Source organism: Pseudarthrobacter sp. 10T415 (assembly GCF_056394175.1).
Window position 1 is genome coordinate 97,873 of record NZ_JBFTHJ010000009.1, and the last position, 15,135, is coordinate 113,007.

Here is a 15,135-nt window from a genome sequence, read left to right on the forward strand (position 1 = left end):
TGCGGGCTGCCGTCGTCATAAGGACGCCTCCGCCGCACCGCCCCGGGGTGTTAGCCGCCCACCGCCAGGCGGATCATGGACCAGGACACGGCCGGGAGCTCCGCGGTGAGGCGGCCGCCGTCGGCCTTGACCGTGACGTTTTCCGCGGGCTCCACGGATGTTGAATCGTCCGCGCTGGCCTGCCAGTACGGGTCCTTGTTGGCGTAGGTCAGTGCCTCCAGCACGCGGACGTTGCCCAAGCCGGCGACGGCGGCATCCAGGGTGAGTGCGTCCGTTGCCGAGCGGTTGACGGCGAACACCACTGCCTCGCCCTTGTCGGCGTCGAAAGTTGCAACGGCGGACAGTGCGGCGACGCCTGCGGTGGCGCCCCCGCTGACCAGCGGGGATTCGACGGCGAGCTGCAGGACAGTGCCGGCGGCGTGCCGGGAGGTCAGGGCGAAGGGGTGGAAGGTGGTCTGCTTCCAGGCGCGGCCGCCGGGTTCGGTCATGATGGGGGCGATGACGTTGACCAGCTGGGCCAGGCTCGCGGAATGGACCCGGTCCGTGTTCTTCAGCAAGGTGACCAGCAGGTCGCCCACCACCACGGCGTCCGCCACCGTATAGGTGTCCTCCAGCAGCACGGGGGCTACCGGCCAGTCCTTGCCGGAGGGCGCCTTGGACTCGGCCCGGCTCATGTGCCAGACGTTCCATTCATCGAAGGAGATGTTCACCTGCTTGGTGGACTTCTTCACCGACTTCACATGATCGATGTGGCTGACGATGTCCTTGATGAAGGCGTCCATCTTGTGGCCGGCGGCCAGGTGCTCCTGAAGGTCGCCGAAGTCCTCAAAGTACTGGTGGGCGGAGATCAGGTCCACCAGTTCATAGGTTTCGGACAGGACCACGCGCTCCCATTCGCCGAACGTGCCCATGGTGGGACCGGAGCTGCCGCAGGCCACCAGTTCGAGGTCCGGATCGATCATCCGCAGGCCGCGGGCCGTGTCCGCCGCGAGCCTCCCGTATTCGAGGGCATTCTTGTGGCCGATCTGCCACGGTCCGTCCATCTCGTTGCCCAGGCACCACATCTTGATGCCGTAGCCGTCCGGTGCACCGTTGGCGCGGCGCTGGTCGGAAAGCTCAGTGCCGCCGTCGATGTTGCAGTACTCCAGCAGGTCCATCGCCTCCTGGATGCCGCGGGTGCCCAGGTTGACGGCCATCATGGGTTCCACGCCGGCCTTGGCGGACCACGCCGCGAATTCGTCCACGCCCACCAGGTTGGGGTCGGTGGAGTGCCAGGCCAGGTCGAGGCGGACCGGTCGCTGGTCCTTGGGCCCCACGCCGTCCTCCCACCGGTAGCCGGAGACGAAGTTGCCACCGGGGTACCGCACCGTGGAGACACCGAGTTCCCGTGTTAGGCCCAGGACATCGCGGCGGAAACCGTCCTCATCGGCGTCGGGGTGTTCGGGCTCGAAGATGCCGGTGTAGACGCACCGGCCCAGGTGCTCCACGAAGGCGCCAAACGTGCGGCGGCGGACGGGACCAACGGTGAAAGCCGGGTCAAGGGTTACTTTGGCGGTTGCCGGTTCAGGGGTTGCCACGAAAAACATCCTCGTTCTCTCTAATTTACAACGTTATAGAAAACATTGTTGGCGCTGAGGTGGTCCGAGTCAAGGGTGCTGCGCGGAACGGCCGCCGGAAAGAAACTTTTCCGCGGCCGGGCCGGAGCGGAACCGGCACCGGGCGTCCCACCTGCGGCTACGCGCAAAGCAAGTAGCGGTTTCGAGTATCCAAGTAATACCTAATCTGAAAGTCGAGTACCGTTACTCATTCTCCGGCCCCGGCTGGCCCATTAGGTTCGTCACAGGGGCAGGGCGAGTTTCTGTCCTGGCAGGACTTAGCTCACCAGGGGGTGTGAGAGTGGCAATGCACGCACGACAGGTGAGCCCAAACTTCCCGGGTCAACGAACCCGGGTACTGAGCGGGGCCGGCGACGAGGAGGCCTTTGAGACCAAGGCCTCTCCCCCAGCCGTCGCCGGCCCTCTTCTTCCTTCACGCCTCCACGGCCCGCGGTCTGCCGCCGGGCTGCCGACGGTTGTGCCGCATAGCACTACGCCGGCCGGTCCGGCCTCGAAAGCAGCACAGGCTGCCGGGAGTGACGGCAGCCAGGCGATGCTGCTTGACCTGGTCACCGGGGCAAACTCGCTGACCGATTCCCTGGACCGGCTGGCCGCCGCTGCGGTGCGGTCGGTGGCAGGTGCCCAGCAGGCGGGCCCGATTCAGTCGGCGGGCACGCGCATCGAATGCGCGGTGGTGCTGACCCAGCCGCGCCGGTCCCCCGCCATTACGGGGACATCACGGGACGCGGAGCGGATGATGGCGTGGGAGCAGCAGGCGGCTGAGGGGCCCACCAGCGAGGTGCTGGCCGGCGGCCATCCCGTTGCGGTTCTTCAACGGCACGGGGATTTCCGCTGGCCGCGTTACTGCAGCGAGCTGCAGGTTGCCGGCTTTGGCAGTGTCCTGGGCGTCCGGCTCCGGCTTGACGGTGCGGGCGATGCAGCGGGTTCGGGCCCCGACGGTGAAGCCCCGGGCGGGGACGCGGAAACCCACGCTGCGCTGGCGTTCTTCGCACCGGATTCCAAGGCCTTTCCGCTGCAGGTTATCGCCGAGGCCCGGGCATTCGCCGGGCTGGCGTCACGGAGCCTGCGGATGGCCCTCGACCTGCATACGGCCCGTTCCATGGCGTCGGACCTGCGCTCGGCACTGGACAGCCGCACCTCCATCAACGTGGCGTGCGGCGTCATCATGGCCCAGAACCGGTGTTCCTACCACGAGGCGTTTTCCATCCTGGCCAAGGCCTCCAGCCACCGGAACATCAAGGTCCGCCGGATCGCGGAGGACATCCTCGAGCGGCTGCCCGAGGGTCCCCCGCAATCCCACTTCGGGCACTAGCCCGGACGCACACCCGTCGGCCCAGCGCTCAAACGCAGCGGGCCTCGCTAAGCGTCGGCGCGGCGGGTAAAGACCATGTGCACCACTCCGGCCGGCGATGTGGTGGATTCGATGTCGAAGCGCTCATCAAGTCCTTCCAGCCCGTCCCACAGGCGCTCGCCGCGGCCAAGGATGATGGGCACCACGGCGATGTGCATGTGGTCGATCAGGCCTGCCTCGAGGAACTGCCGAACCGTGTCCGCGCCGCCGCCTATCCGGACGTCGAGGCCGGGGGCCAGTTCGCGGGCCTTTGCGAGCGCCGTTGCGGGGTCGGCGTCAATGAAGTGGAAGATGGTTCCGCCCTCCATTTCGAGGACCGGCCGGGGGTGATGAGTCAGGACAACAACGGGCGTGTGGAAGACGGGGTTGTCGCCCCACCATCCTTTCCACTCTTCGTCCTCCCAGGGTCCGCGCTGGGGGCCGAACTTGTTGCGCCCCATGATTTCGACGCCGATCCCGGGGCCCCATTGACTGGCGAAGGCCTCATCGACGCCAAAGGATGCCTGCCCCTCCCCGTGGAGTCCCATGGCGCGGAAGGTGCGGGTTCCGAAGGCCCATTCCATGAGCCGTGATCCGGCATGGCCGAACGGGGCATCGAGCTGCTGGCCCTCACCCGTGCCGAAGCCGTCGAGGGAGACCGAGAAGTTATGCACGCGGACGAGGGACATGTCATCTCCTGGGGTGGGCTTGCCTGGTCACCTCACCCTAAGGGCATTGAACCCGGAAGCTCCAGAGCCTGCGGCCAGGAAGCAGCTGCGCTGGTCCGCGCAAGCCAGTCGTTCATTGCCCCAAGCCTGCAGCCGCTTACAGCAGACTGCCCCGCAGTCGCTTAACGGCTGCGTGCTCCACAAACAAAGGAACCATCGTCCGCACAGGGCCCGAATTGAACGCCGCGTATTCCTCGCACACTGCGTCTTCAACTTCAGTGCGGGAGCGCCCCGGAAATCTGCCCTCGAGGGCGTTGATCAAAGACACCAGAGCCCGCTGCTCGTCACTGCATTCCACCCTTAACCTCTTCGTCGAAGCTTCAGAATTTTCACTAGCCTGCCAAGCATCTAGTATAGCTAGCGAAAAGTCCATGCTTCGGCACAGCGAGTCGATGGGACCCAGCGTTCATCAGCAGCAATTCGGGGTACGGTCCACTGGTACTGCCAGCCGGATGGACTGAGGGAAATCTGTGAGCACCACCAGAGCCGAGGCCGGGCCTTCGCTGCCTTTTCGATATCCACTCGATTCGACGCGCCCACGCATGGTTGCGGCCAGGCGCCCGCCCAGGAACCAGGTACGGCCAACCAAGGCCAGAACCAAGGACCCGTGCCGCACGATCTTCACCTGCTCCTGTAATTGCACATGGCGGCGGCGCTGCTGACGGTTGTCGCCACCCGGCAGCTGGACACAATCCATGCACGGCGAAGCCAACGGAATCCAGTAGATACGGACGCCGGCGTCCCAGTCAGGAAGTAAGCGTCCCCCGGACAATACTGACCGTTGAGTGGGCCGGATTGCCGTCCACCGGCTCGTCCGAGACATCCACAATCGGGTAGTCCGCCAGCTGCAGGCCGGCGGGCACCTCGAAGCTTCCGGAGTCCGAGTTCATAATGCCCAGGCTGACCAGCCGCGACAGATCCGGGGCGATCAGCCAGACTTCCTGGTAGCCCCGCGCCTCATCCTTGTCCAGCGTGACGTCCAGCCGGCGCGAACCGTCGGCCGCCTCCACCACCTTCGCCGATCCTGTGGCGGAGTACTGGGCCAGCGGTGTCAGCTGGGCCTGCGCCAGCTGGGTGGGCTGGGCGGGCCGGGTGGACACCCAGATGCCGCCCGCCGCCACCAGCACAACGGCCGCAGCGGCTGCGATCCACGTCCCGGTGCGCTGCCACCACGCCTTCCTCCGCGGGCTGAACGGAGCAACGTTCGGCGGCGCCGCCTCGCCAGGTGCCTCCGCAGGCTTGGTACCGGGACCACTCAGCGGGTCCGCCTGGACAGCCTCGGCAAGCCCAAGTTGCCGGTGGATTCCGGCCCACACGTGCGGTCCGGGAACGGACAGGCTTGTGGTGTCCGGCGTCGTCCTGACGGCGTCAACCGTGCGGCGCAGCGCGGCGTAATCGGCGGCGCATTCGGGGCAGACACTGAGGTGCTCCCGGCCGTCGGCGTCCTCCCAGTCCTCGTACATCGCAAGGAGGCTCAACTGTTCCGGATCAAGATGCGGCATGGTCTACCTCCAATCGGCTTCTCAAATGCGTCAGGCTGCGGCGGATGTGGCTCTTGACGGTACCAAGCGGCAGGTCCAGTTTCCGTGAGATCTGTTCGTGCGTCAGATCCTCGTAGAAGGCCAGCTTCATGATGGACCCCTGTGGTTCGCCCAGCCTGTCCAGTTCGCCGTCCAACATCAGCCGGTCCGCGAGGACCTCCGCCGCCTCCGTTCCGGCGCCCACTTCTCCGGCGGCCAGTCCGGCCCCGGCCGCCGCGTGGGCCTTGCGCACTTCGCGTGCGGTGGCCGAGTGCGCGTCGGTGATGACGTTCCGGGTGATGCCCACAATCCAGGCGGGCAACCGGGCCACCTCCGGCTTGAAGGTGTTCCGCGAGCGCCACACCCGGATAAAGACCTCCTGGGTGACGTCGTCGGCCGCGGACCGGTCCGACAGGGAACGGAGGGCCAGGGTGTGCACCAGCGGGGCGAATTCGCGGTAGGCCGCCGCCAGAGCCCTCTCATCACCGGCGAGGAAGGACGCGGTCAGCCCGTCGTCCCAGCCGTGGGAGGCTTGCGCAGGAGAGGTCACTCGCGGCTCCTTCCCGGCATCGGTGACAAGAACCATGGCTGGTCACCGCTTACCCGGGGACCGCGGTGACTATCACATTGTCGCTGTAGTCCATCCGCTCGTCCAGCCACCTCCCGCCGCAGGTGACCACCTTGAGCTCGTGCGGCCCGGTGCGGCGGAAGAGCGAGCCGCCGTCGAACCTGTCCTTGGCCATCAGTTCCACCTTCACCACGCGGTAGGTGAGGTCCGGGGAGCCGTCACGGCCCACGCGGATGGCGGTCCCCTCGGGCAGTGATTTCAAGGCGGAGAACGGTGCCCCGTCCGAGGCCGTGTCGATGTGGCCGGCGATCACGGCGGCCCCTTCGGCCGCTCCCGGGGCTGGCCCGAACCGGTACCAGGCGGCGCGGTCGAAAGCGTCCGGTAATTCCATGGCACCTTCGCCGGACACTCCCCCGGGAACCACCGGCATATCGATGGCCGTGCCGGCGATGGAGATCGACGTCGGCGCAGGGTCTCCCGGAACAGCACCCAGGGTAGCCGGATGGACAGGAATGGTGGGCGCGGCACCCGGTTGGCCGGCGGGAGCGGCCGGGCCGGGGGCAGCGGCGCCCGGGGCGGCCGGAGCGGCAGTGGGAACCGCACTGGGAGGGTCGGCTGCCGCGGAAGCTGCTGCGCTGGCGGGCGCAACGGAAGGTGCCGGGGGCGGCCCGGCGGGCGCACACGCGGTCAGCACCAGAATGGACGCGGCGGCGGCGATCCGCGCCCCAACAGATGGACGACGGCGGGACTCCCGTGCCGTCGTCGTACGTCCGTTCATCGCCGTGGCCTTTCTCGGTCCGCGCCCCGCGCCCGAACGGGGACCAGTGGTTTTCGGTAGGGTGGCCGCCCGGCGCAGGTGGGCAGGGTACGCCGGGCGGCCGGTCTATCGGATCGCCGGAAGCTACTGCCGGACGCGGCGTGCGGCCACTGCGCGGGCCGCGCCGAAGCCGCTAAGCAGCAGGGCGAGGGTGGCTGCACCGAAGCCCAGGACCAGGCCTGCCGGAGCCGTTGCGTCCGCGGATCCGTCGCGGGCGCCGGGGACAGAACCGGGCGCGGAGTGCAGTCCCGGGATGGTCTGGACGGCAAGCTGCAGGTTCTTGTCCGCCAGGCTGCCCCACGCGTACACGATGGTGTGCGTGCCCTCGGCGATGGTGACGTCCGCCGGGCCGATCACCGGGGCGGTGGTGCCGGTGGCGGCAACGGCGGCGGAAACCGTTCCGGGATCCAGGGTGAGGGTCTGCTCGTTGGGGTTGGACAGGTTGGTGACCACGGCGCCGCCGCCGGCCAGGACGTCGACGGCGGGTGCCGCGGCGGTGTGCCGGACGGTCAGCTTTCCCTTGCCCGCGGCGATTTGGGACACGTCATTGGTGAAGAGGTTGGCTGTGGGTTTGCCCGCGGCGTCAAGGTTGGCCACGGCGGTGTAGTTGCCGTTGGCCGCGAGGTTCACGGTAACGGGGCCGATGACGGCCGCGGATGCATCAGCAGCGTCCGCTGCAGTGATCGCAATCTGGTAGGCGCCTGCGGGCAATGCCAGCGGGCCTGCCAGGCTGCCCGGGGTGAAGTCGTCCAGGGTGCGGTCGCCATTGACCCATACGTCTACCGTCAGCCCGGGAACGCCGTGCAGCACCGACAGCTGGGCGTCGCCTTCGGCCGCGTTGGCGGGACCGGCAAGGGCCATAGCGGCGGCAATGGCTGCGGCACCGATACCTGCTGTGAAGATCCTCTTTCGCATGTCCTTCTCCTTGGGTCGGCCCGTCCGGCGGGCGCTTTACGCTTACACCCCTACTACTGGTGCGGGCGCGGAGTTGGATGCAGAATCATGGAACTTTTTGTGGGCCGCCTACCCGGCCGCGGGCGGGGCGGTGCTGGACCGTGGCACAAGTTCCGGCGTGACCACCGTGGAGCTGATCCCGGCGCCGGCCTCGATTTCCTTCAGCATGATGTCCAGGCAGCGGCGGCCCAGTTCCTCGAAGTCCTGCCGGACGGTGGTCAGCGGCGGGCTGAAGTACCCCGATTCCGGCTGGTCGTCGAACCCGACTACGGAGACGTCGTCGGGCACGCGGACACCGGCCTCGGCGAAGGCCCTCAGGACTCCCAGCGCCATCTGGTCGTTGCCCACGAACAGGGCGGTGGCGCTGCGCCGCGCCGCCAGCCTGCGGCCAATGGCGTAGCCGCTGCCGGCACTCCAATCCCCTTCCACCAGCAGATCGTCCGCCAGCCCCGCGTCGTGGAGGGCTTCCCGCCACCCCTCGGCGCGCTCAGCGGCGTCGGTCCAACCGGCGGGACCGGAGACATGGCCGATCCGCCGGTGCCCCTGGGCAATGAGATGTTCGACGGCGAGCCGCGCCCCTGCGCGCTGGTCCACCATGGCGCCACTCACCTCGCTGTTGCCCAGCGATCCCACAGCCATCACGGGCACCGGGATGTTCAGCGCATCGAGCGCCTGGAGGGTTTCGGCGTGCGGCACCAGCACCGCAATGCCGTCCACCGCCTGGTCCAGGAAATGGCTGACGGCATCGGCGATGGCAGCTCCGCTGACCTCGCGGAGTGCGGCGATGCTGACGAAGTAGCCGGCGTCGCGGGCAGCCTGCTCCACACCGAGGAGGGTATTGGCCGGCCCGTACTGGGACAGCTCGCTGCCAAGGACCCCGATGGTCTGGGACCGCCTGGTGACCAGGCTTCGGGCAGCCGTGTTTCGCCGGTACCCCAGCTCCGCAATGGCGGCCTCCACCTTTTCCCGGGTGGCCTTGCTGACATTCGGGTGGTTGTTGATGACACGGGAGACGGTCTGGTGGGAAACGCCGGCCACATCGGCCACATCCTCCAGGCGAGGCATCCTGCCCTTGCTGCTTTTAGCCATCTGCCTATTGTCCCGCTGGAACGGGTGGCCCGCCCCCGGCGCGTCCTAAGCTACTTTGCCGGACCGTGCCGTGAAGGCTCTGAGGAGCGAACAAGCTTATGAGGAAGGCAAAGCTGGCGTGGTGAACGGGGCGTGGCTAGGGATTCCCGTCCGGAAGGAACAGTTCTTCAAGGGTGGTCTCAAAGATCCGGGCGAGCCGGAAGGCCAGGGGCAGCGACGGGTCAAACCGTCCGCGTTCAATGGAGATGATGGTTTGGCGGGAGACCCCCAGCTGGTCCGCAAGCCGTTGCTGTGACCATCCGAGCCGTGACCGGCACTCGTTGACGCGGTTCTCCATCTCAGCCCCGGAGGCGCAGCAGCAGGTAACGGATGCCGAAGGAGGCGAAGCAGACAGCCAGGATTGCCGGCAGGACCAGTTTCAGGTCTGCCGCAAGATCGGCAGGAACGAACGCGGCCACGGCCGCCAGGACTCCCAGGACCAGGACGAGGTCCGTGAACGATCCTGAGGCGGCCTTGTCATACCACTTGCCTTCCACCGACTCCTCGGGCCGGTCAACCGCACCTTCGACAGTGCTTCTGTCAACCACCAGGACGTACATCAGCGCCATCGCCGGCATCGCCAGGCAGGCGGTGAAAACCGCGAAGCCAAGGAGGGGATTTGACCCGGCGAGGCCGGTTCCCACGGCCAGCCAACCGCCGGCAGCACCCAGGAGTAATCCGCCGGGAATGGCAAAAAGCACCGCAGGAATCCGGCCATCCCCGAATTTTGCCTGCCCCCATCTGGTGCGTGTCTGCTGCCTTGCCATGGTGTCCCCCTCGATATGTACAACAAACTTTACATGTCTAGTGTGCTTTACATTGTCAATTTCTTCAAGGGGCGTCATCCGCCGGACGGCGCACGTGGATCAGCGGGGCCGCGTGATGGAATGGCAATATGACCCTGGACAACGGCGCACCCGGTATGTTGCTGACCGCGATCAAAGGCGCCCTGGACGTTTCCCTGGACGACGGGGGCATGTCGGTCAAACGCCTCCCTGCCTGGACGCAGGCCCAGTTCGGCGGCGACGCGCCGCTGGCCAAGGCCAACTCCACACCCTCCGGGGTGCGGCTGGAATTCCAGACGGACGCGGCCTGGCTGGAACTGGACCTGACGTTCACCCGGGAATCCGCTGCCTGGCGCTGGCGTCCGCTCCAGGCAGCCGTGATCAGCCTGACCACGTCGGATGGCCATGCCGAGAGCCGGGACTTCCACGCGGGGGACGTCCTGGAAACCTTTCCGGACGGGTCCAGCACCCTGACTCCTGGCGCCCCGTCCACGGCACGTTTCGAGATTCCGGGGCCACGGCAGGAGCGCACTGTCACAGTGTGGTTGCCGCACCGGGGAAGCGCCCGGATCCACGGTGTGCGTTCCGAAAAGCCGCTGCAGCCAGCGCCCCGCACGGGTCGCCGCTGGGTCCACTACGGAAGCTCCATCAGCCAGTCCTCGCACGCCGAGGCGCCCCTCGGGGTCTGGCCCGTCGTTGCCGCCCGCAACCTTGGCCTGGACCTTTACAACCTGGGACTTGCAGGCTCCGCCCACCTCGACCAGTTCGTTGCGCGGACCATCCGCGACCAGCCCGCCGATCTCATCACGCTGAAGGTGGGCATCAACATCATCAACAGCGCCAGCCTCCGCCGGCGCACTTTCGCGCCGGCCCTTCACGGGTTCCTGGATACAGTGCGGGACGGCCACCCCGAGACCCCGCTGGTGCTGATCTCGCCCATCTTCTGCCCCGAGCATGAGGACGCCCCCGGCCCCTCGCGGCTGGTGGACGGAAAGTTCCTGGCCACCGACCTTGCCCGTAGGCCCGGCGACGGGCTGCTGCCCCTCCGCGACGCCAGGAGCATCCTCGCGGACGCCGTCAGCGAGCGCGGCACGTCCGATCCGAACCTGCATTACCTGGACGGCCTGCGGCTTTTCGGGTCCGCCGACGCACATCTCCTCCCGGACCTCCTGCACCCAAATGACGAGGGTTACGGGCTGATCGGCGAACGGTTCACGGATATCGCGGCTGGCAGCCCGTGGCTTACCCCGGCAGCGCAGGCTCCCGTCAGAAGCTAGTTCGCGGGACCGCGCCGTGAAGGTTCTGGCCAGCGAACAAGCCCAGGACCGGCGCCACAACGGGCAAACAAAAACGGGCCGGAAGCTCTACGCTTCCGGCCCGCTGAATGGGTGGGCCCTGAGGGGCTCGAACCCTCGACCCACGGATTAAAAGTCCGATGCTCTACCAACTGAGCTAAAGGCCCCAGCCGGTTGGTCAACGGTGCAGTCTGCCACGTTCGCCATCCCGGCCCATCCATTTCTGGACGTTAATACTCTAACCCATGGTTCCAGCGCCTCCGCACGCAGTCCGGATGCCGCCGTCGGGCGTTCCACGGCTGATCCGGCACCCGCTTTCCTGCCCGGTCCTGCGCCTTGCTTGGCATGCTCGATTCAGGCACGGCACAGGAGTAGCGTGGGGGCATGAGCGAGCAAGCAGGATCCAAGCCATACGGCGGCGCGAACCGGCACCACAAGCCCAAGCCGTTCGCCCCCATCGACTTCGAGCCCTTTGCCGGCGGCGCCGATCCCGCCCGGGTATCCGAGGCCGCGCACCTCGCTGCGCAGGCGCTGGTCCGGCATGGCCGCGACAGCGACGACCCCGTCATCACCGAGCGCCTGGTGCGGCTCGCGGACGAACAGGGCCTGGAAGCCATTGCGGAGATGTGGGCCGAAAGCCCCGCCCGCTCCCTGCCCGGCGCACTGTGGCGGCTCTACGCCCTGCGAGCCGCCACCGTCCAGGACCCCGAGCGCATCTCCGTCTATTTCCGGGCAGGCAAGGACACCGCGCAGGTGTCCAACGTGGTTGCCGGCGTGGCAGAACCGCCGGGTGCGGATGAGATGCGGACCATGGCGGACGCCGTCCTTTCCGGCGCGTTCGACGGCGAGTTCGACGTAGCGCTGGAACGTTCCGCTGCTTTCTGCCGCGTGGTGGCGCTCGGCCAGGTGACGCTCGCCGACGGCGCCGAGCACGCCAACGAGGCCCACGCCAGCCGGCTGACCCGCAACTCGCACCAGCTGGTGAAGACCGCCGAGGACCTGGAGCACGCCGCCAACGCGTGGCGCCTCGGTGAGCTCGACTGAATCCCCCTGCCCAAGCACCGCCAACTGTCAAGATTGACTTGGGCGAAGCATCGTAGAAGACTGAAATCGGTGCCGAACCGCGAAACCCCCGGGCTTCAACACTCAGCCGCCTAGAGCGGCCTACCGCCGAGAGGCGTATCCGGTTCGGCACCATTTTTCTGCCCTTTTGACCGTCCGCCCATTTCAGGCCCGCAGTGACGGGCCGGTAGAGTTAGCGTCAGTTGCGCGCCCGGGTCAAGTCACACGGCGGCAATCCCCCGCATTGAACTTTTCCCGGAAACCGGTAAGCCACGTGAAGCAGTTGCGTCTATTTCCCCAGGAGCCCGCCGGGCTGAAACTCCTCTCCCAGATGGCGCAGCAGATTGTCCTGGCCAGCGGCACCCTGGCGGAAATCCTGGGAGTCTCGGCCTCGGACCACGCCAAGCTCGTGGAGGACATGCACAACCACGATGCAAAATCCTCCGAGCTGCACTATGCCCTGCTGACCCACATGCGGACCAGCTTCGTGAACCCGCTCCCCCGCGAGGACATGTACACCCTGTCCCGCTACCTCAACGAAGCCATGGAAAAGATGGACGCCGCGGCCGAACTGGTTGCGCTGTACAAGCTGGAGCGGCTCCCCAAGCGCGCCGCGGACCAGCTGGAGATCATCAGCAGGCAGGCTGAACTGACCGTGGATGCCATGCGCCGGCTGAACAACCTGGACGACCTCGAGGACTACTGGATCGAGATCCTCCGCCTCACCAAGAGGGCCGAGCGCACGCACCGGGTGTGGGTGGCGGACATGATCTCGGACATGAAGTGGGCCCAATACTCCCGCAACCGGGACGTGGCCAACCAGCTGGTGGAGGTCACCAAGGACATGCGGCGCATCGCCACGCAGGTGGGCAGCATCATCGTCAAGGAATCGTGAGGTGACGGCAGTCTTCTTCGGCGCGGTGGTGCTCCTCACCGCCGCGTTTGCCTTCCTCAACGGCTTCCGGGACGTTTCCCTCTCCACGGCCCTGCCCGTCCGCAACCGGGCACTCACGCCCAGCGTGGCGGTCCTGCTGGCCGCCTTCTTCAACTTTGTGGGCGCGCTCCTGAGCGCCACCCTGGCCGTTGCCGTCAGCCAGACCTGGATCAGCCTGCCGTCCGGCACCGACGGCCTGACCATCCTGGTTTCCGGCCTCCTTAGCGCCTGCGCCTGGGGCCTGCTGATGTGGTGGCGGGGCATCCCCGTCCCATCGACGCACACCCTGGTGGGCGGCCTTGCGGGGGCCGGCCTGGCCAGCCTCGCCGTCGGCGGGACCGGGGTGGGCGGCGCAGACCAGTCGCTGCTCCTGCAGGTGGTCCTGCCACTGCTGCTCTCCCCCCTGGTGGCGTACAGCGGCGCGTTCCTGCTGGTTTATCCGGCCACGTGGGCCGCCCGCCATACGCAGCCAAGCGTGGTGAACCAGCGCTTCCGCCGCAGCCAGGCCATCGCCGCCGGTGCTGTGGCGTTCGGCCACGGCCTGCAGGACGGCCAGCGCGTCAGCGCAGTGCTGCTGCTCGCCCTGCTCGCGGCAGGATATTCCGACGGCGGGAGCATCCCCGTGTGGGTTGTCCTGCTGTCCGCGGTGATGATGACTGCCGGGACCCTGCTTGGTGGATGGCGGATATCCCACACCATCGGCTACAAGCTCACCCGGGTGGATCCGCTGCGCGGTTCGGTGGCCCAGATCTACAGCGCCCTCATGCTGTTCGTGGGGGCGCTGGCACTGCACTGGCCCCTGTCCACCACCCACACCGTCACCGCGGCGGTCCTGGGAGCCGGCGAGAACCAGCATTTCTCCGTCACCAACCGGAAGCTGGTGATCCGCATCGTGGGGCTCTGGATCCTCACCCCGCTGGCGACGGCGGCACTCGCCTTCGTGCTGGCGCTGGCCCTGTCCGCGGCAGGCTGAGCGCCCAATTTCCTGTACAGTCCCCGCGCCGGTGACGTACATTCGAAAGATGTCCCCCAGGGCTGGGTGCCGGGGATGCGTCCGGCGCCGCGTGCAACCGCCGGATTGGCGCCGCTGCTGCAAACCGGCGGCATGAATGCACATCGCGGAAAAGAGCAGGCATCATGTCTACTTCGAATCCCCGGCGCCCGCTGCCCCAGCCACGGCAGCTAGGCTGCGCAACCTGCGGCACGGAAAACCACGTGACCATCCACGCGATCACTGCCCTGGACCCCGGCGGCGGGGACCTGGTGACGGTGTCCTACACCTGCGATGACTGCAGGCAGTTCCAGGAGCATCTGGCCTACGCCACGGACGTGGCCGCCGCCCTCCACCAGGTGCGCTCCATGACGCAGGTGATCATGTTCGGCGATGACTACGTCCACTGCGGCTACCCCATGGAGGAAGCCGGGTTCGAGATCGAACGGCTGGGCTACCGGAACCGCAGGGCGGGAGGCGGGCACAACGCCGTTTGCCTTCCCACCAGGGTCCTGCGGTGCCGGTGCGGATTCCAGCTGGAAGTCCCGGAGTAAGCCAGCCTCGGGACGCAGTGCCTGCGCTCCCCGTTATCCGGAGCTGCCGGATTTACCCGAAGCGGCCGGAGACGTAATCCTCGGTGGCCTTCTCCACGGGGTTGCTGAAGATGGTGTGGGTGTCGCCAAACTCGATCAGCTTGCCGGGCTTGCCGGTACCGGCGATATTGAAGAACGCGGTCCTGTCAGAGACGCGCGCCGCCTGCTGCATGTTGTGGGTCACGATCACCACCGTGTACTGGTCCTTGAGCTCGTTGATGAGGTCCTCGATGGCCAGCGTGGAGATGGGGTCCAGGGCGGAGCAGGGCTCGTCCATCAGGATCACCTGCGGCTCCACGGCGATGGCACGGGCGATGCAGAGGCGCTGCTGCTGGCCGCCGGAGAGGCCGGAGCCGGGCTTGTCCAGGCGGTCCTTGACCTCGTTCCACAGGTTGGCGCCCTTCAGCGAGCGTTCCACCAGGACGTCGGCCTCACCTTTGGAGATCTTCTTGTTGTTCAGCTTCACGCCGGCCAGCACGTTGTCCCGGATGGACATGGTGGGGAACGGGTTGGGGCGCTGGAACACCATGCCGATCTGCGAGCGGACCGTCACGGGGTCCACTCCGTTGCCGTACAGGTTGTCTCCGTCGAGGAGGACCTCGCCCTCCACACGGGCGCCGGGGATGACCTCGTGCATGCGGTTCAGGGTCCGCAGGAACGTGGACTTGCCGCAACCGGACGGGCCGATGAACGCGGTGACGGACTTGGCCTCGATGTTGATGCTGACGTCCTCCACGGCGAGGAAGTCGCCGTAGTAAACGTTCAGGTCCTTGACGTCGATGCGCTTAGACATGGTGTTCCTTCACTGACTGGG

General features: G+C 67.2%; 17 protein-coding genes and 1 tRNA gene. 6 read left to right on the forward strand and 12 right to left on the reverse strand.

The window, feature by feature from the left end:
• Positions 1-50 precede the first annotated feature (50 nt).
• Positions 51-1,586 carry an arabinosylfuranosidase ArfA gene (gene arfA, locus AC1DBN_RS13270; protein ID WP_314212042.1) on the reverse strand — a complete coding sequence of 512 codons (1,536 nt, stop codon included), beginning with the start codon at positions 1,584-1,586 and terminating at the stop codon, positions 51-53.
• A gap of 487 nt (positions 1,587-2,073) precedes the next feature.
• Here arfA and AC1DBN_RS13275 point away from each other — a divergent pair, with 487 nt between their 5' ends.
• Positions 2,074-2,928 (forward strand): GAF and ANTAR domain-containing protein, encoded by an 855-nt coding sequence (locus AC1DBN_RS13275; RefSeq protein ID WP_314212044.1) that lies wholly within the window; start codon positions 2,074-2,076, stop codon positions 2,926-2,928.
• Between the two features lie 47 nt (positions 2,929-2,975).
• Here AC1DBN_RS13275 and AC1DBN_RS13280 read toward each other — a convergent pair whose 3' ends face one another.
• From AC1DBN_RS13280 to AC1DBN_RS13320, 9 genes are all read right to left on the reverse strand, one after another.
• Positions 2,976-3,635 carry a dihydrofolate reductase family protein gene (locus tag AC1DBN_RS13280; protein WP_314212046.1) on the reverse strand — a complete coding sequence of 220 codons (660 nt, stop codon included), beginning with the start codon at positions 3,633-3,635 and terminating at the stop codon, positions 2,976-2,978.
• Positions 3,636-3,771: 136 nt separating this feature from the next.
• Entirely contained in the window at positions 3,772-4,047 is a 276-nt protein-coding gene (locus AC1DBN_RS13285) for a three-helix bundle dimerization domain-containing protein (RefSeq protein ID WP_390896631.1), read from the reverse strand.
• Positions 4,048-4,420: 373 nt separating this feature from the next.
• Positions 4,421-5,176: an anti-sigma factor gene (locus AC1DBN_RS13290; protein ID WP_091717513.1), complete on the reverse strand. Its 756-nt coding sequence runs from the start codon at positions 5,174-5,176 to the stop codon at positions 4,421-4,423.
• The gene (locus AC1DBN_RS13295; protein WP_172829898.1) at positions 5,163-5,780 is read right to left on the reverse strand and encodes an RNA polymerase sigma factor; all 618 of its coding nucleotides are present in this window, start codon (positions 5,778-5,780) and stop codon (positions 5,163-5,165) included. The genes AC1DBN_RS13290 and AC1DBN_RS13295 overlap by 14 nt, the downstream gene beginning before the upstream one ends.
• A gap of 13 nt (positions 5,781-5,793) precedes the next feature.
• Positions 5,794-6,540 (reverse strand): class F sortase, encoded by a 747-nt coding sequence (locus tag AC1DBN_RS13300; protein WP_091717510.1) that lies wholly within the window; start codon positions 6,538-6,540, stop codon positions 5,794-5,796.
• A 123-nt stretch (positions 6,541-6,663) separates the two neighbouring features.
• Positions 6,664-7,494 (reverse strand): DUF4397 domain-containing protein, encoded by an 831-nt coding sequence (locus AC1DBN_RS13305; protein ID WP_091717507.1) that lies wholly within the window; start codon positions 7,492-7,494, stop codon positions 6,664-6,666.
• Positions 7,495-7,602: 108 nt separating this feature from the next.
• Entirely contained in the window at positions 7,603-8,622 is a 1,020-nt protein-coding gene (locus AC1DBN_RS13310) for a LacI family DNA-binding transcriptional regulator (RefSeq protein WP_091717505.1), read from the reverse strand.
• 136 nt (positions 8,623-8,758) lie between these two features.
• A complete protein-coding gene (locus tag AC1DBN_RS13315; protein WP_056082808.1) occupies positions 8,759-8,959 on the reverse strand; it encodes a helix-turn-helix transcriptional regulator in 201 nt (66 codons plus the stop codon).
• Position 8,960: 1 nt separating this feature from the next.
• Positions 8,961-9,362 carry a hypothetical protein gene (locus AC1DBN_RS13320; protein ID WP_314212058.1) on the reverse strand — a complete coding sequence of 134 codons (402 nt, stop codon included), beginning with the start codon at positions 9,360-9,362 and terminating at the stop codon, positions 8,961-8,963.
• A gap of 194 nt (positions 9,363-9,556) precedes the next feature.
• Between AC1DBN_RS13320 and AC1DBN_RS13325 the strand changes: the two genes are divergently transcribed.
• On the forward strand, positions 9,557-10,723 hold the full coding sequence (locus tag AC1DBN_RS13325; protein WP_314212060.1) for a GDSL-type esterase/lipase family protein: 1,167 nt from the start codon (positions 9,557-9,559) through the stop codon (positions 10,721-10,723).
• Between the two features lie 112 nt (positions 10,724-10,835).
• Here the strand turns inward: AC1DBN_RS13325 and AC1DBN_RS13330 are convergent.
• Positions 10,836-10,908, reverse strand: a tRNA-Lys gene (locus AC1DBN_RS13330).
• A 217-nt stretch (positions 10,909-11,125) separates the two neighbouring features.
• Here AC1DBN_RS13330 and AC1DBN_RS13335 point away from each other — a divergent pair.
• From AC1DBN_RS13335 to AC1DBN_RS13350, 4 genes are all read left to right on the forward strand, one after another.
• On the forward strand, positions 11,126-11,785 hold the full coding sequence (locus tag AC1DBN_RS13335; RefSeq protein WP_056082820.1) for a hypothetical protein: 660 nt from the start codon (positions 11,126-11,128) through the stop codon (positions 11,783-11,785).
• A 349-nt stretch (positions 11,786-12,134) separates the two neighbouring features.
• Positions 12,135-12,698 (forward strand): DUF47 domain-containing protein, encoded by a 564-nt coding sequence (locus tag AC1DBN_RS13340; protein WP_477723416.1) that lies wholly within the window; start codon positions 12,135-12,137, stop codon positions 12,696-12,698.
• A 1-nt stretch (position 12,699) separates the two neighbouring features.
• Positions 12,700-13,710 (forward strand): inorganic phosphate transporter, encoded by a 1,011-nt coding sequence (locus AC1DBN_RS13345; protein WP_477723417.1) that lies wholly within the window; start codon positions 12,700-12,702, stop codon positions 13,708-13,710.
• Positions 13,711-13,952: 242 nt separating this feature from the next.
• Entirely contained in the window at positions 13,953-14,282 is a 330-nt protein-coding gene (locus AC1DBN_RS13350) for a hypothetical protein (RefSeq protein WP_477723418.1), read from the forward strand.
• Positions 14,283-14,334: 52 nt separating this feature from the next.
• Here AC1DBN_RS13350 and pstB read toward each other — a convergent pair whose 3' ends face one another.
• Positions 14,335-15,114, reverse strand: coding sequence for a phosphate ABC transporter ATP-binding protein PstB (gene pstB / locus AC1DBN_RS13355; protein ID WP_477723419.1), 780 nt, complete (start codon positions 15,112-15,114; stop codon positions 14,335-14,337).
• Positions 15,115-15,135: the final 21 nt, after the last annotated feature.